This window comes from Pseudomonas sp. NBRC 111132 (assembly GCF_001320565.1).
Lineage (GTDB): Bacteria > Pseudomonadota > Gammaproteobacteria > Pseudomonadales > Pseudomonadaceae > Aquipseudomonas > Aquipseudomonas putida_P.
Genome location: NZ_BCBI01000003.1, coordinates 35,367 through 54,996, shown reverse-complemented (window position 1 = coordinate 54,996; position 19,630 = coordinate 35,367). Strand labels below are relative to the sequence as shown.

Annotated in this window: 14 protein-coding genes; 8 read left to right on the top strand and 6 right to left on the bottom strand. The window is 61.6% G+C overall.

All coding sequences use genetic code 11. The features are described 5' to 3' along the window. Nucleotides 1–144 precede the first annotated feature (144 nt). The gene (locus APH35_RS02295) at nucleotides 145–618 is read left to right on the top strand and encodes a hypothetical protein (RefSeq protein WP_060514139.1); all 474 of its coding nucleotides are present in this window, start codon (nucleotides 145–147) and stop codon (nucleotides 616–618) included. 80 nt (nucleotides 619–698) lie between these two features. Here APH35_RS02295 and dkgB read toward each other — a convergent pair whose 3' ends face one another. Then, nucleotides 699–1,502, bottom strand: a complete 804-nt coding sequence (dkgB, locus tag APH35_RS02290; RefSeq protein WP_060492828.1) for a 2,5-didehydrogluconate reductase DkgB — start codon at nucleotides 1,500–1,502, stop codon at nucleotides 699–701. Nucleotides 1,503–1,706: 204 nt separating this feature from the next. On the opposite strand from dkgB, the gene APH35_RS02285 reads away from it, so the two are divergent. After that, on the top strand, nucleotides 1,707–5,888 hold the full coding sequence (locus tag APH35_RS02285) for an NEL-type E3 ubiquitin ligase domain-containing protein (protein WP_060514166.1): 4,182 nt from the start codon (nucleotides 1,707–1,709) through the stop codon (nucleotides 5,886–5,888). Nucleotides 5,889–5,934: 46 nt separating this feature from the next. Here the strand turns inward: APH35_RS02285 and APH35_RS02280 are convergent, their stop codons facing one another. Both APH35_RS02280 and APH35_RS02275 read right to left on the bottom strand, forming a co-directional pair. Continuing rightward, nucleotides 5,935–6,429: a DUF934 domain-containing protein gene (locus APH35_RS02280; protein WP_012271633.1), complete on the bottom strand. Its 495-nt coding sequence runs from the start codon at nucleotides 6,427–6,429 to the stop codon at nucleotides 5,935–5,937. Continuing rightward, on the bottom strand, nucleotides 6,413–8,065 hold the full coding sequence (locus APH35_RS02275) for a nitrite/sulfite reductase (RefSeq protein ID WP_012271634.1): 1,653 nt from the start codon (nucleotides 8,063–8,065) through the stop codon (nucleotides 6,413–6,415). The genes APH35_RS02280 and APH35_RS02275 overlap by 17 nt, the downstream gene beginning before the upstream one ends. Nucleotides 8,066–8,278: 213 nt before the next feature. Here APH35_RS02275 and APH35_RS02270 point away from each other — a divergent pair, with 213 nt between their 5' ends. After that, entirely contained in the window at nucleotides 8,279–9,355 is a 1,077-nt protein-coding gene (locus APH35_RS02270; RefSeq protein WP_060514138.1) for an ABC transporter substrate-binding protein, read from the top strand. A gap of 268 nt (nucleotides 9,356–9,623) precedes the next feature. On the opposite strand, the gene APH35_RS02265 is transcribed toward APH35_RS02270, so the two are convergent. Then, nucleotides 9,624–9,842, bottom strand: a complete 219-nt coding sequence (locus tag APH35_RS02265; protein ID WP_012271636.1) for a DUF2970 domain-containing protein — start codon at nucleotides 9,840–9,842, stop codon at nucleotides 9,624–9,626. A gap of 170 nt (nucleotides 9,843–10,012) precedes the next feature. After that, the gene (gene metH, locus APH35_RS02260) at nucleotides 10,013–13,720 is read right to left on the bottom strand and encodes a methionine synthase (protein WP_012271637.1); all 3,708 of its coding nucleotides are present in this window, start codon (nucleotides 13,718–13,720) and stop codon (nucleotides 10,013–10,015) included. Nucleotides 13,721–13,903: 183 nt separating this feature from the next. Between metH and APH35_RS02255 the strand changes: the two genes are divergently transcribed. The 5 genes from APH35_RS02255 to APH35_RS02235 all read left to right on the top strand — a co-directional run bounded on the left by APH35_RS02255 (nucleotide 13,904) and on the right by APH35_RS02235 (nucleotide 19,288). After that, nucleotides 13,904–16,204: a fatty acid cis/trans isomerase gene (locus tag APH35_RS02255; protein WP_012271638.1), complete on the top strand. Its 2,301-nt coding sequence runs from the start codon at nucleotides 13,904–13,906 to the stop codon at nucleotides 16,202–16,204. 107 nt (nucleotides 16,205–16,311) lie between these two features. Continuing rightward, nucleotides 16,312–17,346, top strand: a complete 1,035-nt coding sequence (locus tag APH35_RS02250) for an acyltransferase family protein (RefSeq protein ID WP_012271639.1) — start codon at nucleotides 16,312–16,314, stop codon at nucleotides 17,344–17,346. Nucleotides 17,347–17,404: 58 nt separating this feature from the next. After that, nucleotides 17,405–17,989, top strand: a complete 585-nt coding sequence (nfuA, locus tag APH35_RS02245) for a Fe-S biogenesis protein NfuA (RefSeq protein WP_012271640.1) — start codon at nucleotides 17,405–17,407, stop codon at nucleotides 17,987–17,989. Nucleotides 17,990–18,196: 207 nt separating this feature from the next. Continuing rightward, a complete protein-coding gene (locus APH35_RS02240; protein WP_003250418.1) occupies nucleotides 18,197–18,805 on the top strand; it encodes an SCO family protein in 609 nt (202 codons plus the stop codon). Next, nucleotides 18,806–19,288, top strand: coding sequence for a copper chaperone PCu(A)C (locus APH35_RS02235; protein WP_012271641.1), 483 nt, complete (start codon nucleotides 18,806–18,808; stop codon nucleotides 19,286–19,288). It abuts the gene before it with no gap. A gap of 47 nt (nucleotides 19,289–19,335) precedes the next feature. Here APH35_RS02235 and APH35_RS02230 read toward each other — a convergent pair whose 3' ends face one another. Then, nucleotides 19,336–19,563, bottom strand: a complete 228-nt coding sequence (locus tag APH35_RS02230) for a hypothetical protein (protein WP_012271642.1) — start codon at nucleotides 19,561–19,563, stop codon at nucleotides 19,336–19,338. Nucleotides 19,564–19,630 lie beyond the last annotated feature (67 nt).

Sequence of the window (19,630 nt, the reverse complement as noted above, 5' to 3'; positions counted from 1 at the left end):
GGCGAGAATGCCTGGGCTGGGGACTTCATAATTTCGCCAGGTGCAACGGTGATTTAGGTGCACAGTTCTTTCCCGAAGCCATTGCATTGGCGTGATGGTTTGGGCTTGGCTAGGGTCTTTGGATTGACCCATGAGGCGTTGAACATGAACAGGACGTCATTTGCAGCGGTAGGGCTGCTGATCATGAGTCTGGCTGCAAACGCCGAGGATGGCGAGCGTGAAGGAGATTACTGGTACGTGCAGACCAGCGCCTACACCAAGCACTGGAGCCATGACCCGGATCACAACAACCACCAGGAGCTGGTCGGCATCGAACGAGTCTATACGGACGGTTTGCTGTGGGGCGCGGCAACGTTCAAGAACTCGTTCTACCAGCGTTCGTACTATGCCTACCTGGGCAAGGTCTGGGAAAACGACCGTTATCCCGTGTACGTGAAGTTGAGCGGGGGGCTGATAGAAGGCTACAAGGGTGAGTACGACGACAAGATCCCGTTGAACCATTTTGGTATTGCGCCGGTGATCATTCCGTCGTTTGGCGTGCACTGGGGGCCGCTGGGGGCGGAATTCGTGGTGCTGGGGGCAGCGGCGGGGATGGTCAATGTGGGGGTGCGTTTTTGACTGGCCAGCCACTGCCAGCAACTGATCAGCGCAAAACCCACAGGGCGAGCACCCGCGCGGTGCTCGCCCCCGTGCTGTTGTCAGTCCCAGATCGGCGCCAGTCCGTCAGGGCTGACTTCGCGTCCATTACGCTCGAGGGTGGCGATTCGTGCCATGTCGTCGGCGTCCAGCTTCAGGTCGCGGGCTAGCAGGTTGCTGGCCAGGTTCTCACGCTTGGTCGACGATGGGATCACGGCGTAGCCCAGTTGCAGTGCCCAGGCGAGGGCTACTTGGGCGACGGTGGCTTTGTGCTTGGCGGCGATCTCGGCCAGGGCCGGGTCTTTCAGCACTTTGCCGTAGGCCAGGGTCATGTAAGAGGTCACGGTGATGCCCTGTTCCTTCAGGAACGCGGTCAGCTTTCTGTTCTGCAGGTATGGGCTGAGTTCGATCTGGTTGGTGGCGATTTCGCCTTTGCCGACTACTTCAATCGCCTGGCGGGTGAGTTCGATGTTGAAGTTGGAGACACCGATCTGGCGGGTCAGGCCTAGTTTCTTGGCGTCGGCCAAGGCCGTCATGTATTCGGTAAGTTCAACGCCGTTGCCCGGCGCTGGCCAGTGGATCAGCAGCAGGTCGACGTAGTCGGTGCGCAGTTTTTCCAGGCTTTCGCGCAGGCTGGGTATCAGCTTGTCGGCGGCATAGTTGTCGACCCAGATCTTGGTGGTGATGAACAGCTCGCTGCGCGGTACACCGCTTTCGGCGATAGCCTGGCCAACATCGGCTTCGTTCTTGTAGATCTGTGCGGTGTCGATGACGCGGTAGCCCAGCGCCAGTGCCGATTTGACCGAATCGATGACGGCTTGGCCGGTCAGGCGGAAGGTACCGAGGCCGAATGAAGGAACGCTCATGGGGTTACTCCTGGAAAGTTGGGGAAGTTCGTGTGATGGCCAGTGTGCAGGTTTGGCAGGCAGTGAATAAGCGGCCGCTGCGTCAAAGTCATTTGATCGGGAGGCACGAATCGCCCGTCAAGCTGTGTCTCCATTACATAAGTATGGCCTGAACAGGTCGATAACTTGGTCAGCTACCGCTTTTATCAAGCGGACACACTGCCGATGGCTACTTCTGTAATACCTGCTGACTCCATCGATGCGCTGATTGCCAGCCGACTGCCAGGTTGGCTCAAAGGTGCTTCAGCCGAACACCTGGCTTTATTGCGTGTGGCGTTGCTGCGTCAACAAAAAGCCCAGGACGCCCTCAACGCCCGGCTGCAAGCCATCAGCCCCCTGGAAACCTTTGCCGAGTCGTTGCTTGCAAGCGCGCTCGCGGAGCACTCGATCACGCAGCTAGACCTGCGCTTGGCCCAGGTCACCCTGGTGACCCGGCGACTGAACCCGCCGATAGCGCCCTCCTTGCCACTGTATTGGTCGCAAATTGTCAGCACCCAGGTGCTTCTTTCAGCGGCGCTGCATAACTTTCACGAAAATGAAACGCAGCCTGGCTGGTTCGCTACAGGGTCACAGTTGGTCGATGCGAGTGGGCAGGTGCTACCGCTGAGCGTGAAGGCATTCGTCGAGCTCTGCCGACGGCTCGATATCGGGCGGCAGTATCAAAACCACTTGAAATTGCACCTTGAAGGCGAGGTGATCACCGAAGTCATGGAGGAGGCGTCAAGCGCCAACCTGGACGCTGCGGCCATCCTCGCCAGGACCAAGGGTGAGATCGACGAGCAGACGTATCAACGTATTGCTCGCATTGTGAACGCAGCACCTTTGTCGCCCGCCGACAATACTGTGTTGAAGTGCCATACCTTGAGGCTGCTGGGCAAGCAGGTCATTGGTGCACTTGTGATCGAAGTGCGTCAGCACGCTGAACTACTAGGGGTTATCGCGTGGTTTCCCGAGGACCCCTATGCCCCGGTGAGCGGGTATGCAACCTGGGAGCTGCTGTACACGGCGCTTGGCGTACGTTTGCGCAGCGAAGCGTATCGCAAGTACTTCCAGCGTTTTATCGCAGAGCGTGATCGGGTCGCCTTCCATACGGCCCTGAACTTGCAGCTCACGCAAGACGATACAGGTTCACCGCTTGAGCTGGATGGCCGCTGCTTTGTGGTCGAGGGGGGCGTGTTCGTCGCACTGCGCAAAGCCCGTCTCCACAAAATACTGGATGACGCTCGGGTTTTGGCGGTGTCGACAGAGGATGAGGATATCGCCGACCGCCACGCACGCTTACAAGGTTATCTGAACTTGGGGCTTAGCATTGCAGGCCTGGCCGCGCTGTTCGTGCCGGTGTTGGGTCAGGCCTTGCTTGGGCTGACGGCAGTGCAATTGGCGGACGAGGTGTACGAAGGCTACCAGGATTGGCAACTGGGCGACCGCAACGCCGCATTGGGGCACCTGTTCAACGTGGCCGAGACGGTGGCGCTGGGGGCGGTGACGGCCGCCGGCACGGCGGCACTCGGCAAGCTGGCCCAGCGAGTGGCACGCGTAGATGCCATGGTGCCGGTGAGTTTGGAGGATGGCCAGTTACGCTTGTGCGATCCAGCGCTGTCGGCGTATCAGCATGATGGCGTCAATTTGATCGTTGGGCAGGCGGCCACTGAAAATGGCCGAACGCTGAGGCGCCTGCACGATGCTACCTATGAGGTAAGCGAACACAGCGATGGCACATTGCGTATTCATCACCCCACGCGGCCGGGGGCCTATGTACCAGCCCTTGAACACAATGGTGCCGGAGGATGGGTGCATGAGTTTGAGCAGCCGCAGTGCTGGCAGGACGCCGCTTACATGGTGCGCCGCCTTGCCAGCCGCACGGCCCAAGTGTCCGACGAGGCGGCGTCTGTTGCGCTACAGGTCACCGGTTTCGATGCAGATTGCCTGCGCCGTTTGTTACTGGAAAATGCGCCACCCCCGGCACGCTTGCTCGACGCCCTTGAACGTCAGCAATTGCACCATGATTACCCGGCATTACGGGGCGGTGCTTTCGAGGAATTGTTCAATGAGCGGCAGGTCAATCCGCAGGCAGCGGACCACCTATTGATGCGGAACTTCCCAAGCCTTTCCCACCGCTGCGCATGGGAAATCGTTGAAGGGGCAAATAGCGACGAACTGGAAAGCCTGACCAGCGCAGGGCGGGTACCGTTGGCTTTGGCGGAGCGGGCGCGCTGGGCGGTGCGCGACAGCCGGATAGACCGTGCCTGCGCAGGTTTGCGCCAGGCCTCTGCCGCAAATGACGACAGCGCAAGGCTCGCGCGGGGGCTGATCGATGCCATCGCACCCTGGCCGGCTGGGGTCGAGGTTGAACTGCCTACCGCTGACCAGGGTGGGTTATTGCAAGCGTTAATGCGGCAGCTGGACAGCCGCCAGCTACAACTGCTCGGCGGTAGCCAAATGACGGAAAGCGCGCTGGGCGAGCGGCTTGGGCGTGAAGCGCTTGCTGACCGTGAAGCGGCGGCCCGTTTGATTGGGCTGGCCCAGGTGGGGCAGGGTATACGCCCTCCTGTGCGTTTATACGATGGGCGTTTGGGCTATCCGCTCAGCGGCCACCTGTCGGGGACGCGCCAGGCACTAAAGCGCACGTTGAATCACGTGTACCCGCTGATGAGCAACGAACAATTGGAGGCGTATCTGCAAGACCTGGCTCAACGGGGGATTGACCCGTGGAACCATGTCAGCCAGCTGTTACGGGCCAAGTTTAGTCTCAAGCAGGCATTGCAAAGCTGGCGGAATGAAACGGGGCTGAACATTATTCGCCGGTTGCGTCGCATCAAGGTTGCCAGGCGCATTATGGCGAGTTGGCAGCGCATGAACCCTGGGGAGTTGACGGGTGATTATCACCTGACGATCGCGGGTGACAGAGTGGGTGACTTGCCGTCCTTGCCCGAGAACGTGGCTTTTGACCATATCACGCACCTGACCCTACGTGATATGCGGATGGCGGCCCTTGACGCGGGTTTCCTTGCTCGCTTTAGCAAGGTGCGTAACCTGGATTTGCGTGGCAACCAGCTTACACGCCTTCCTGCAGGTATCGAGCAACTGGCCGAATTGAGGAACCTACGCCTTGGTGGCAATCGGATCGTTCTTTCCAGCGACGATAATCTTCGCTTGAGCCAGCTTGTGGGGCTGCGCCGTCTGGAGCTCAACGGCAACCCTGTGGGCCTGCTGCCACCCTTGACATCATTCCCCTTGCTGCGCCGTTTGTCCTTGCGCAACACAGGGCTGGGCAACTTGCCAGCTGAATTGGCCAGGCACGGAAATCTGGAGTTGCTGGACATGCGTGGCAACCAGATCCAGACGTTGCCTGAAGCGCTGTCCATGTTGCCGCTACGTTTGCTAGGGGGGCTGGAGCTGCACGACAATCCACTCTCGGATGAAACCCTCCAACGCTTGCAATTGGCCAGGGCCGCAGCGGGGGCATCTGAGCGTAGGCAAGCGACTCACCTATCGATTGACGCCAGCGACGCAACCCCATGGTTGTCAGGGTTTACTGCGGCACAACGCGAAGTTCGATTGGCGCGTTGGAACCTGTTGCGCCAAGAGGACGGGGCGAGTGATCTGTTCCAATTTATCGCTGATTTGCAGGATTTGCGTGAATACCACGCACGCCCCCGTGACCTTCAAGCGCGCGTGTGGCATATCCTCGAAGCGTGCGAGCAGCACGCCGAAGTGCGTGCCAGCCTTTTCGAGCAAGCTAGCCGGCCGCGCAGTTGCAGTGACGAGTTGCTGCTGACGCTGAGCGAGCTGGAGGTTGGCGCGATGGCCTCCAGGGCTGCATCGGCCAGTAGTGGTTTGCAAAGGGAGCGGGCGCTGGTGATGCTGGGGCGTTCGTTGTCTCGTCTGGACAAGGTAAACGCGATAGCGGCACGGCATATCGCCCACTATTACTCGGACGATCCCGTCGAAGTTTACCTGGCCTATCGTGTCAAACTGGCTGAAAGCCTCGACCTCCCGGCGCAGCCTGAACATATGGCGTACGAGAGTGTAAGCGGGGTTAGCCATAAAGACCTGGAGTCGGCCCGCAGCGAGGTACTGCGGGAGGAGACGCCACAATCCTTGGCTCAAGCGCTTGCCGATCGATCCTTTTGGCAAGATTACTTAAGCAGTCACCAATCGGCGCGTTTCAGCCGCATGAACGAGCCGTTCCAGCAGCGGCTGGATACATTGCTCGAGCAATCGGAAGCGCTAAGCGATCATGACTACCTCATGCAAACCGAGCAGATCAGTGCAGAGCGTGAGGCAGCGCAACGCCAGCTTTTTCTTGAGTTGAGCCGCGAGGCCATTGAGCGCCAGGGCCTATGAACGAAACAGCCCGCTGAAAGGCGGGCTGTTCGCTGGGGCTGGACGATCAGCGGCGGCGGAACAGCGGCAGCGGCTCGTCAGTGGCGGCCTGGTAGGTCACCGAGAAGTCTTTCAGGCTTTGCAGCGCGTCTTCCGGGTCCTTGTCGGCACGGATGGCGAACGCATCGAAGCCGCAACGGGCCATGAAGAACAGCTGGTCACGCAGCACATCGCCGATGGCGCGCAGCTCGCCCTTGAACTTGTAGCGGTCGCGCAGCAGGCGCGCATTGGAGTAGCTGCGCCCGTCGGTGAATGCCGGGAAGTTCAGGGCGATGACCTGGAAGTGCTGCACGTCTTCGCCGATCTCTTCCGCTTCCTGGTCGCTGTCCAGCCACACACCCAGCCCGCCATCGCGGGCCTTGAGCACGTGGGCATGGTCGCGCCACATCTGCAGCGGGACGATGTAGTCGTCGCAGTTGGTCAGCTCGTCAAAGGACGTTTCCTTGGGCAGCAGGTGCCAGGTTTCGTCGACGATCTGGTTGTTCTTAATGATTCGCTGCATAGACGCGTTCCTTGAAGGGGTCGATGCCAATACGCTGGTAGGTGTCGATGAAACGCTCTTCCTCGGTACGTTGTTCGACGTACACGGCGATCAGCTTCTCGATCACATCGGCCATGGCATCCTGGGCGAAGGACGGGCCGAGGATCTTGCCCAGGCTCGCGCCACGCGCGGCATTGCCGCCCAGCGACACCTGGTAGAACTCCTCACCCTTCTTGTCCACACCGAGGATGCCGATGTGGCCCACGTGGTGGTGGCCGCAGGCGTTCATGCAGCCGGAGATGTTCAGGTCGATTTCGCCGATGTCGAACAAGTAGTCCAGGTCGTCGAAGCGGCGCTGGATGGATTCGGCGATCGGGATCGACTTGGCGTTGGCCAGCGAGCAGTAGTCACCGCCTGGGCAGCAGATGATGTCGGTCAGCAGGCCGATGTTCGGGGTAGCGAAGCCGCCCTCGCGCAGCTCCAGCCACAGCGCGTGCAACTGGCGCTGCTCGACGTCGGCGAGGATGATGTTCTGCTCGTGCGAGGTACGCAGGAAGCCGAAGCTGTAGCGCTCGGCCAGGTCGGCCACGGCGTCCAGCTGCTTGTCGGTCAGGTCGCCAGGGGCAACGCCGGTGGGCTTGAGCGACAGGGTCACGGCCACATAGCCAGGGCGCTTGTGGGCGCGGGTGTTGCGCGAGCGCCAGCGGGCGAAACCTGGGTATTCGGCGTCCTGGGCGGCGTAGTCGACATTGTCGAGGGCCAGGTACTGCGGGTCGACGAAATGGCGCGACACACGCTGCACTTCATCTTCGGTCAAGGTGGTGCTGCCGCCACGCAGGTGGACCATTTCGGCCTCGACCTTTTCGGCGAACACTTCCGGCGTAAGGGCCTTGACCAGGATCTTGATCCGCGCCTTGTACTTGTTGTCACGGCGCCCGTAACGGTTGTACACGCGCAGGATGGCGTCCAGGTAGCTGATCAGGTCCTGCCACGGCAGGAACTCGTTGATGAACGAGCCCACCACTGGGGTACGGCCCAGGCCACCGCCGACCAGCACACGGAAGCCCAGCTCGCCGGCAGCGTTGCGCACAGGCTCCAGGCCGATGTCGTGCACTTCGATGGCGGCGCGGTCTTCCTGCGAGCCGTTGATGGCGATCTTGAACTTGCGCGGCAGGTAGGCGAATTCCGGGTGGAAGGTGGTCCACTGGCGGACGATTTCGCACCATGGGCGCGGGTCGATGATTTCGTCTGCGGCCACACCGGCGAACTGGTCGGTGGTGGTGTTACGCAGGCAGTTGCCGCTGGTCTGGATCGCGTGCATCTGCACGGTGGCCAGCTCGGCGAGGATGTCCGGGATGTCTTCCAGCGCCGGCCAGTTGTACTGCACGTTCTGGCGGGTGGAAATGTGGGCATAGCCCTTGTCGTAGTCGCGAGCGATCTTGGCCAGGGTGCGGACCTGGGTGGCGTTCAGCTGGCCGTACGGCACGGCGACACGCAGCATCGGCGCGAAACGTTGGATATAAAGGCCGTTCTGCAGGCGCAGAGGGCGGAATTCTTCTTCGCTCAGCTCACCGGCCAGGTAGCGGCGGGTCTGATCACGGAACTGCTTGACGCGGTCCTCGATGATCCGCTGATCGTACTCGTCGTATACGTACATAAAAGTCCTGTCTCAGGCATGCAGCTATTCGCGCGCACGGCCGCGCACTCCGGTACGGAGCCGGGGAACGATATCAGGTTGCAGTTATGCGCTAAAGTGATGTTTTTGCATATGAAAAGAACCAAATGGACTATGTGAGACTGACTGCCATTTGTGCGCTGAGCGTAGCCAGGCGTTTATAATCCGGCGTTTGCTTCGCAGAGATGTGACCCCATGCTCAAGGCCCTGTGCCAAAGCTTGTGTCTTGCCCTGCCACTGGCGGCAAGTGCGCAGCCGGCTTCGGTGGTGTTCCTCAACCCTGGGCTGTCCACCGAGACGTTCTGGACCAGCTATACCCGCTTCATGCAGGCCGCCGCGGATGAGCTGGGCATGACCCTGCGGGTGGAGTACAGCGAGCGCCGCGCCGACCTGGCGCTGAGCCAGGCCCGGGCAATTCTGGGTGGGGCGCAGCGGCCGGACTACCTGGTGCTGGTCAACGAGCAGTACGTGGCACCGGAAATCCTGCGCCTGTCACGTGGCACGGGTGTGAAGCTGCTGCTGGTCAACAATGGCCTGACCGCCAGCCAGGTCCGCAGCATCGAGGCCCAGCCCGACAAGTACGCCGAGCCTCTGGGGACCTTGATGAGTAACGACGAGCAGGCGGGCTTCCAAATGCTGCACCAGATGGTCGCACAGTTGCCTCGCGACAGCTTTCCGGTGGACCTGGTGGCCTTTGCCGGGGTCAAGACCACCCCGGCCTCGCAGTTGCGTGAGGAGGGCATGCGCCGTGCGCTGGCCGACTTCCCCCAGGTGCGCCTGCGTCAGGTGGTGTACGGCGGTTGGAACCGCCAGCGCGCCTATGAACAGGCCCAGCAGTTGCTGGAGCGCTACCCGGCCACCCGGCTGGTGTGGTCGGCCAATGACGAGATGGCCTTTGGTGCCATGCAGGCGTTCGAGGAAGCTGGACACACACCGGGGCGCGACGTGCTGTTCGGCGCCGTCAACAGTTCGCCCGAGGCCTTGCGGGCGCGTATCGATGGGCGCCTGAGCGTGCTGATGGGTGGGCATTTCACCCTGGGCGGTTGGGCGATGGTTATGCTGCACGATGACGCCCAAGGGCTGGCGTTGAACCGCGACGGGCTGCGCGAGCACAGTGCCCCGGTATTGCAGGCGATCGATCAGGCCAAAGCCAAGCGCTGGCTGAAACTGCTGGAACGGGACGATTACGGCGTCGATTTCCAGCGGTACAGCGCTGAAGGGCGGCCGCCGGGCTACCGCTACCCATTTCTTACGTCACCGGTCGAATATTGAAAGACCCTGCTTGAGTGAAGGGCATTGCTCGTCTTAACTGCTGGTGGTGAAGTGCATTCCCATAACCACTACAAGAGGCAATGCAATGGGAAACTCAACCAAGGTCCGCAAAGCTGACAGCAGCGTCGATGCCTGGGCGATCCTCTGCCTGATCGTTTTGGTGGTGGTCACTGCCGTGTATTGGGTCAGCCACCAGTAGACTTGTCTTCTAGACCGTGATGCAGCAAGCGCGCCTGCGGGGACGGAATCCCCGCAGGCGTTTTCACTTCTAACGGGCGGTAAGGTGCAGGGCCAGTTGCACCAGGCCGATCAATACCGCGATGAACACCAGGGTGAACAACGTCCCCAGCGCAATGAAATGGCTGGCCTTGCCGTGGGTGAAGTCGCGGGCGCGGTTCTTGCCGCTTTGCACGCCAAAGGCAGCGGCGAGGATGCTGTGCAGCATCTGCCAGAAGGTCGGGGGTTTGCCCTGGCTGGAATCGTCCATGTTGGCTCCTGGGAGATCAGAGGCAATCAGGGACAGTGTAGGCAATGAAAAAGGAACTGCCTGGACTGGCCTCTTCGCGGGCAAGCCCGCTCCTACAAGTACTGCACACGTTTCAAAAACGGTGCGGCCCCTGTGGGAGCGGGCTTGCCCGCGAAGAGGCCAGCGCGGCCTTAGCTGTCGTACCCGAGGTTTGGCGCCAACCAGCGCTCGCTGACGCTCACATCCTGGCCTTTGCGCGCGCTGTAGCGCTCGATCTGGTCCTTGTCGACCTTGCCCACGGCAAAATACTGCGCCTGTGGGTGGGCGAAGTACCAGCCGCTGACCGCCGCCGCGGGGAACATCGCGAAGTGTTCGGTGAGGAACACGCCGCTTGGCCCGGTTTCACCAATGGCAGTGCCATCGAGCAAGCGGAACAAGGTCTCCTTCTCGGTGTGGTCCGGGCAGGCCGGGTAGCCCGGGGCAGGCCGGATACCGCTGTACTGTTCCTTGATCAGCGCCTCGTTGTCCAGGTGCTCGTCGCGGGCATAACCCCAGTGCTCTTTACGCACCTGCTCGTGCAGCCACTCGGCACAGGCTTCGGCCAGGCGGTCGGCCAGGGCCTTGACCATGATCGAGCTGTAGTCGTCGCCCTTGTCCTGGTAGGCCTTGGCCACTTCCTCGGCACCGATGCCGGCGGTGGTGATGAAGCCACCCACATAGTCGGTGACGCCGCTGGCTTTTGGCGCGACGAAGTCGGCCAGCGACCAGTTGGGCTTGCCGTCCGGCTTGATGGTCTGCTGGCGCAGGTGGTGCAGGGTGGCCAGCGTCTGGCCGTCCTCGCCGTACACTTCGATGTCGTCATCGGCCACCTGGTTGGCCGGCCAGAAGCCGAACACCGCGCGGGCGCTGATCAGCTTCTCGTCGATCAGCTTGTCGAGCATCTCGCGGGCATCCTGGTAAAGCGCGGTGGCCGCCTCGCCGACCACTTCGTCGGTGAGGATACGCGGGAACTTGCCGGCCAAGTCCCAGGAAATGAAGAACGGGGTCCAGTCGATGTATTCAGCCAGGGTGCGCAAGTCGATGTTTTCCAGCACCTTGACGCCGGTGAAGGTGGGCTCTACCGGCTGGTAGCCGGCCCAGTCGTACTGCGGTTTGGCGGCGATGGCCTGGGTGTAGCTGAGGCGTTCGGTGCGGGCGCTGCGGTTGGCGGTGCGCTCGCGCACGTCCACGTATTCCAGGCGGGTTTTTTCGACGAAGCCCGGCTTGAGCTCTTTGGACAGCAGTTGGGTCGCCACGCCGACCGCGCGCGAGGCGTCGGTGACGTAGATGACCGCATCGTTGCTGTACTTGGGCTCGATCTTCACCGCAGTGTGCGCCTTGGAGGTGGTGGCGCCGCCAATCATCAGCGGTAGCTCGAAGCCCTGGCGCTGCATTTCGCGGGCGACATGGACCATTTCGTCCAGCGACGGGGTGATCAGGCCAGACAAACCGATGATGTCGCACTTCTCGTCGCGAGCGGTTTGCAGAATCTTCTCGGCCGGCACCATCACGCCAAGGTCGACGATGTCGTAGCCGTTGCAGCCCAGCACCACGCCGACGATGTTCTTGCCGATGTCGTGCACGTCGCCTTTGACCGTGGCCATCAGAATCTTGCCCTTGGCTTCGGGCTTGTCGCCTTTTTCGGCCTCGATGAACGGGATCAGGTGCGCCACCGCCTGCTTCATCACGCGAGCTGACTTGACCACTTGGGGCAGGAACATCTTGCCTGCGCCGAACAGGTCGCCGACCACGTTCATGCCGCTCATCAGCGGGCCTTCGATGACCTCGATCGGGCGTGCGCATTGCTGGCGGCACTCCTCGGTGTCCTCGACGATGTGCGCGGTGATGCCCTTGACCAAGGCATGCTCCAGGCGTTTGTCGACCGGCAGCGAACGCCAGGCTTCGTTCTCGACTTCCTTGGTGGCGCCGCCGCCTTTGTAGTCGTCGGCGATGGCCAGCAGTGCATCGGTGCCTTCCGGCGTGCGGTTAAGCACCACGTCCTCGACTTTTTCGCGCAGCTCGGCCGGGATCTCGTCGTAGATCTCCAATTGGCCGGCGTTGACGATACCCATGGTCAGGCCGTTGCGGATGGCGTGGAACAAGAACACCGAGTGAATCGCCTCGCGCACCGGGTTGTTGCCGCGGAACGAGAACGACACGTTGGACACCCCGCCCGAGCTCAGCGCATGAGGCAGGTGGTCACGGATGTAGGCACAGGCCTCGATGAAGTCGACGGCATAGTTGTTGTGCTCTTCGATACCGGTGGCGACGGCGAAGATGTTCGGGTCGAAGATGATGTCTTCCGGCGGGAAGCCCACTTCGTTGACCAGGATGTCGTAGCTGCGCTTGCAGATTTCCTTCTTGCGCGCAGCGGTGTCGGCCTGGCCGACCTCGTCGAATGCCATCACCACCACGGCAGCGCCGTAGCGCTTGCACAAGCGGGCGTGGTGCTTGAACTGCTCGACACCTTCCTTCATGGAAATGGAGTTGACGATGCCCTTGCCCTGGATGCACTTGAGGCCCGCTTCGATCACGTCCCACTTGGAGGAGTCGATCATGATCGGTACGCGCGAGATATCCGGCTCGCCAGCGATCATGTTGAGGAAGCGGACCATGGCGGCCTGGGAATCGAGCATCCCTTCGTCCATGTTGATGTCGATCACCTGGGCGCCGGCTTCGACCTGCTGCAGGGCGACTTCCAGGGCTTCGGTGTAGTTCTCTTCTCGGATCAGCCGGGCGAACTTGGCGGAGCCAGTGATGTTGGTGCGCTCGCCCACGTTGACGAACAACGACTGGCGGTCGATGGTGAACGGTTCCAGGCCCGACAGGCGGCAGGCCTTGGCGATTTCCGGGATCTCGCGCGGCTTGTACTTGGCCACGGCTTCGGCGATGGCCTGGATGTGCCCCGGGGTGGTGCCGCAGCAACCGCCGATGATGTTGAGGAAGCCGCTGGCGGCGAATTCTTCGACGACTTCGGCCATCTCGGCCGGGGTTTCGTCGTATTCACCAAAGGCGTTGGGCAGGCCGGCGTTGGGGTGGGCGGATACATGGGTATCGGCTTTGGTCGACAGTTCTTCCAGGTACGGGCGCAGGTCCTTGGCGCCGAGGGCGCAGTTCAGGCCCACGGAAATCGGCTTGGCGTGGCGCACCGAGTTCCAGAACGCTTCGGTGGTCTGGCCCGAAAGGGTACGGCCGGAGGCGTCGGTGATGGTGCCGGAGATCATGATCGGCAGTTCGACGTTGTCGTCTTCGAACACTTGCTGCACGGCGAAGATCGCCGCCTTGGCGTTGAGGGTGTCGAAGATGGTTTCGATCAGGATCAGGTCGGCGCCGCCCTCGATCAGGCCACGGGTGGCCTCGATGTAGTTTTCTACCAGTTCGTCGAAGGTGACGTTGCGGTAGCCGGGGTCGTTGACGTCCGGGGAAATCGAGCAGGTACGGCTGGTGGGGCCAAGCACGCCGGCGACGAAGCGCGGCTTGTTGGGCGTCTCCAGGGTCTTGGCATCGGCCACCTGGCGCGCGATGCGCGCACCTTCTACGTTCAGCTCGTAAACCAGCGACTCCATGCCGTAGTCGGCCTGGGAAATCTGCGTGGCGTTGAAGGTGTTGGTTTCGAGAATATCGGCGCCGGCATCCAGGTAGGCTTTCTCGATGGCGGCGATCACGTCCGGGCGGCTGAGCAGCAGCAGGTCGTTGTTACCTTTGACATCGCTTGGCCAATCGGCGAAACGCGTGCCACGATAGTCGTGTTCCTCGAGACGGTAGCTTTGGATCATAGTACCCATGCCGCCGTCGAGGATCAGGATGCGCTCTTTGAGGGCGTTCTGGAGTGCTTGGAGACGAGCGCTGCGGTCGGACATAGGAACTACCTGGTCGGGCAAATATCAGAAGGTGCGGAATCATAACAAACCTGCGCGGTTTTTAGGCGCATCGCCCATTTGCATGAAAAGTGCTCATGTTGGGCGGGTGTCGGTAACGCAGAGCACCCAAGGACGACCAGGCAACAAATCGTGATGGCTTTCAAGAACCAGGACTTTCCGCACATGGTGCATCGTATCCTTGCCGGCGCCTTCGCCCTGCTCATCAGCGGCGCGGTGTTCGGGCAAGCCCCCCAGTCGAGCCCGGCTATTTCCTACACCCGGGACATTCAACCGATCTTCACCGAGAAGTGCGTGGCCTGCCACGCCTGCAACGACGCCGCTTGCCAGCTGAAGCTGGAAAGCCCCGAAGGCGCGGTGCGCGGGGCCAGCAAGGTGCCGGTGTACCAAGGCGAGCGCAGCAAGGCGGTACCCCCCACCCGGCTGTTCTATGACGCCCACAGCGAAGAGCAATGGCGCAAGAAGGGCTTCTACTCGGTGCTCGACAACCAGGGCAGCCAGGCCGCGCTGATGGCGCGCATGCTGGAGCTGGGCCACAAGACCCCGCTCACGCCCAACGCCAAGCTGCCCGAGGAGATCGTCCTGGGCCTGAGCCGCAACAACATGTGCCCGTTGCCCCATGAGTTCGACGCCTATGCCGGCGCCCACCCCAAGGAGGGCATGCCGCTGGCGGTAACCGGGCTGACCGACAAGGAATACGACACCATGCGTCGATGGCTGGCGGCCGGTGCGCCGGTGGAGTACCAGCCGATCCAGCCGAGCGCTGCCGAAGCCAGGCAGATCAGCGATTGGGAAGAACTGCTCAACCGCCCCGGTTCCACCGAGGCGCTGGTTGGCCGCTGGCTATACGAGCACCTGTTCCTGGCGCACATCTATTTCGTTGGCGGCGAGCAGGGCCACTTCTTCCAGTGGGTGCGCTCGCGCACGCCAAGTGGCAAGCCCGTCGACATCATTGCGACCCGTCGCCCCAACGACCCGCCGGGCACCGACTTCTACTACCGGCTGATCCCGGTACAGGGCGTGATCGTGCACAAAACGCACATCACCTACCCGATGGGGCCGCAGAAGCTCAAGCGGGTGAAGCAGTTGTTCTACGCCGGTGACTGGCATGCCGCCGCGTTGCCAGGCTACGGCCCGCGCCACCGGGCCAACCCGTTCGAAACCTTCGAGGCGATCCCGGCGGTGGCGCGCTACCAGTTCATGCTGGATAACGCCGAATACTTCGTGCGCACCTTCATCCGTGGCCCGGTGTGCCGCGGGCAGATTGCCACCGACGTGATCCGCGACAATTTCTGGGCGTTGTTCCAAGAGCCGGCCTTCGATCGCTACATCACCGATGCCAAGTACCGGGGCGAGGCTACGCCATTGCTGGCCATGCCGGGGCAGATCGATGATGTGGGCAGTGTGCTGAGCCTGTGGCACGCCTACCGCGACAAGCGCAACGAGTACGAGAAACTGCGCCGTGAAGCCTATGCCGACATGCCAGCACCCGGTTGGTCGACCTTGTGGGCCGGTAACGACAACGCGTTGCTGAGCATCTTCCGCCACTTCGACAGCGCCTCGGTGACCAAGGGCCTGATCGGTGATGTGCCGCTGACCGTGTGGCTGTTCGACTACCCGTTGTTCGAGCGCACTTATTATCAGTTGGCGGTCAACTTCGATGTGTACGGCAACGTTTCTCACCAGTTGCAGACACGCCTGTACTTCGACCTGATCCGCAACGGCGCCGAGGTCAACTTCCTGCGCCTGATGCCTGCCGACCAGCGCAAGGCGATCCTCGGCGACTGGTACCAGAACAGCGGCAAGGTGAAGATGTGGATGGATTACGAGGACATCGACACCGATACCCCGAGCGGTATCAAGCTTGACGCGCACAACCCCAAGCGTGACTTTGGCCTGAAGCTGCTGCAGCGCACCGGCAGCCTGAATGCCGCGCCGGACCCGATCAACCGCTGCCAGGGTGCGTTCTGCTCGCGGGCGCAGGTGAGCGAGGAGTTCCGCAATGCCGAGCAGTCGCTCAGCCGCCTGGTGTCGCGCCCGGCTGCCGGGCTGAAGGTGATCAACCAGTTGCCCGAGGCGACCATGTTGCGCATCGAAGGGCAGGGCGGGCAGCGCCAGGTTTACAGCCTGCTGCGCAACCGCGCGCATAGCAATGTGGCGTTCCTGTTGGGCGAGGCGTACCGCTACCAGCCAGGGCTGGACACGCTGACCCTGTACCCTGGGGTGCTCAGCAGCTACCCGAACTTCATCTTCAATATCCCGACCAAGGATGTGCCGGAGTTCGTCGAGGATATGGAATATGCCAAAGATGATGCGGCGAAGTTCGAGCGCATTGTCATGCGCTGGGGCGTGCGCCGCAGTCACCCCGAGTTCTGGCGCTATTTCCATGACTTGAACAGCTTCATCAAGGAGACCGAACCGGTCGAAGCCGGGGTACTGGACATGAACCGCTATGAGAACCTCTGATCGGGTCAGCTGATCTTTCCGAATACCCTGCGGTCGGAATCGGTGGGTGGTCCGGGGCTGCTATGCAGCCCGAAGGCCTCAATGCACCGGCAATCGCAGGGTATTTCATGCTGTATTCGCTTCAGGCACTGCGGGCGTTCGCCGCCTGGGTGGTGGTCTGCCACCATTTCATGCAGATCTTCTTCGACTTCCATGCCACAGGTCCCATCGGCCAACTGCTCACCGACCGTGGCGCCATAGGCGTCGACATCTTCTTCGTCATCAGCGGGCTGGTCATCTACCTGTCGACCCGCGACAAATCCATCGAGCCGCGCCAGTTCCTGCTCAATCGGGTTATGCGTATCGTCCCTGCCTACTGGTTCTACACAGCACTGATGGCCATGTTGCTGCTGGCCTTCAGCCAATGGATGCCACATCAGGAATTCGCCTGGCATCACCTGTTCCTGTCGCTGCTGTTCATCCCGGCGGAAAACCCCGGGGGTTATGGCCTGTACCCGACCCTGAACGTGGGCTGGACGCTGAACTTCGAGATGTTCTTCTACCTGCTGTTCGGCCTGGCGTTCCTGGTGCGGCAACGGCACCACCTGCTGCTGGTGAGCGCTGCACTGTTGCTGGTCAGCGAGGTGCTGGGCCGTGTGGGTGTGCTCAGCCATTTCTACAACAACGACATCATCTACGAGTTCCTGCTCGGCATTGGCCTGGGTGTGCTTCATCGCCGTGGCCTGATTCGCCAAGGGCGGTGGCTGCCGCTGGTGGTGCTGGGGGTGGCAGGCCTGGCCATCTATCACTTGGATGCGTCACAGCGGTTGCTGCACTGGGGCCTGCCAAGCGCGATGATCGTGCTGGCTTTCATTGCCTTGGAGCCCGTGTTCCAGGGCAACCGGTTGCTCAAGGCGCTGGGCGACTGTTCGTACTCGGTGTACCTGGTTCATGTACTGGTGCTGTACGCCGGCTGGTTCGCCAGCCAGCGCCTGCATTTGAACCCGTACCTGGTGTTCGCCCTGTGCGTGCCGTCCATTGGACTAATGTCGTGGTTCAGCTACCAGTGGCTGGAGCGCGGCCTGTACCGGCGCATGCAGGCCTGGCTGGCGGCGCCACGGGAGCGGGCGCCTGAATATGCGCTTTCCCGAGTCAAATACTAGGACTTTGTTCGAAGGCTGGGTTGGCGTACACTTGGCGGCAAGTCTGTGAGGAACCTACATGAGCGCTATAACCATTACCGACGCCGCCCATGACTACCTGGCCGATCTGCTTTCCAAGCAGAATACGCCTGGCATCGGCATTCGCATTTTCATCACCCAGCCGGGCACCCAGTACGCAGAGACGTGCATTGCCTACTGCAAGCCGGGCGAAGAGAAGCCTGACGACACCGCCGTGGGTCTGAAGAGCTTCACTGCTTACCTGGACGCAGTCAGCGTGCCATTCCTGGAAGACGCGCTGGTCGACTACGCCACCGATCGCATGGGTGGTCAGCTGACCATCAAGGCGCCGAACGCCAAGGTGCCGATGGTCAACGAAGACAGCCCGATCAACGAGCGCATCAACTATTACCTGCAGACCGAGATCAACCCCGGCCTGGCCAGCCATGGCGGCCAGGTGAGCCTGGTGGACGTGGTTGACGACGGCATTGCCGTGCTGCAATTCGGTGGTGGCTGCCAGGGCTGTGGCCAGGCCGACGTCACCCTGAAAGAAGGCATCGAACGCACCTTGCTCGAGCGTATTCCGGAGCTCAAAGGCGTACGTGACGTGACTGACCACACGCAGAAAGAGAACGCCTACTACTAAGGCTTACGCGCCTGCGGGGCGGCTCTCTTAGCAACAAAGTGTTACGGTTTCAACCCCTGCGACAACAGGCCGCAGCCCGTATTCAAAGGGCTGCGGGCCATCAGCGCCTTGGTCGGGTAGAACCCCTCTGGGTGTCATGCCAGAATGCCCCGGTTTTTCGACCGGCCCGTCCCGAGGGCCGGCACCTTCCCTGTAAAGGATGGTTTCATGAATGATCTTTTGACCCGGCGTGCGGTTGTCGCCGGCATGGGCGTTCTCGGGCTTGGTCTGCTCGCAGGCTGCAGCCCGGCCCGGGGGCTCGAGTTCAAGTACGGCAAGAACATGAGCAACGAAATCCTTGGGCGCAAGTTCAGCCTCAAAGACCCGCAAGGTAACGTGCGCACCCTGTCGAGCTTCTACGGCAGCATGCCGATGGTGTTCTTCGGCTTCACCCAGTGCCCGGCTGTCTGCCCGACCACGCTGGCGCGTGCGGCACAAATCCGCAAGTTGCTGCGCGGCCGTGATCGCGACCTGTTCCAGGTGGTGTTCATCACCCTGGACCCTGAGCGCGACACCCCCGAGGTGCTCGATGCCTATGTCAAGGCCTTCGACCCTACGTTCACCGCGCTGACCGGCACCCCCGAAGAAATCGCCGCGGTGGCCAAGGAATTCAAGGTGTTTTACGAAAAGGTCCCGGCCGGGGACACCTACACCATCTCTCATTCGTCCACCAGCTACGTCTACGATACACGTGGCACCCTGCGCCTGAGCCTGGGCCATTCCCTGAACGCCAAGGAATGCGCCGAAGACCTGGTTACCCTGATGGAGATCTGCTGAATGTCGATGCAACCGATCAAACGCGGCCTGGCTGCCCTGGCACTGATGGGCCTGGCCTTGCCGGCACTGGCCCAGACCACCGTGAGCGATGCCTGGGTCCGCGCCAGCGTGCCGCACCAGCAGTCCACCGGTGCTTTCATGACCCTGACCGCCAGCAGCGACAGCAAGCTGGTGAGCGTGGCATCGCCCGTGGCCAAGACCGTGCAGGTGCACGAGATGACCATGAACGGCGACGTGATGGGCATGCGTGAGGTCAAGGCCGTCGAACTGCCGGCCGGCAAGGCAGTGACCCTGGACCCGAATGGCCTGCATGTGATGCTGATGGGCCTGAACAATCAGGTGAAGGAAGGCGAAAAAGTACCGCTGACCCTGACCATCGAAGATGCCAAGGGTGGCAAGGAAACCCTGGACGTACAGGCTGAGGTGCGTGCGCTCAACGCCGAGGCGGGCGGTGGGCATGATCACATGCACATGAAGCACTGACAGATCAAAGGGCCGCGTTCAGCGGCCCTTTTTTTTAGCTGCGCCTTTCAGCTACGAAAGCGTGGCAGCGGCCTGTCGAGGGTCAGCGAGGTCAAGGTCTTGCGGACCTGGGCTTCGTCGGCCTCCAGGGCCTTGAGACTGGCGCGGATCTTGCCGGCAGCGGGCACATCGCCCTGCCGGTCGATCCAGTCGGCAATCTCCTTGCAGGCACTGCTCAGGCAGGCTTGGCGCTGGTTCATCAGTGACAGCAGGGTGGTGAGATCTCTTTCAGACATGGCAGGATCCTCCATTCAGCCTTGTCAGTGTAGCAGCGGCTGGCCGGCTTGCCTGAGGCTGGATGTC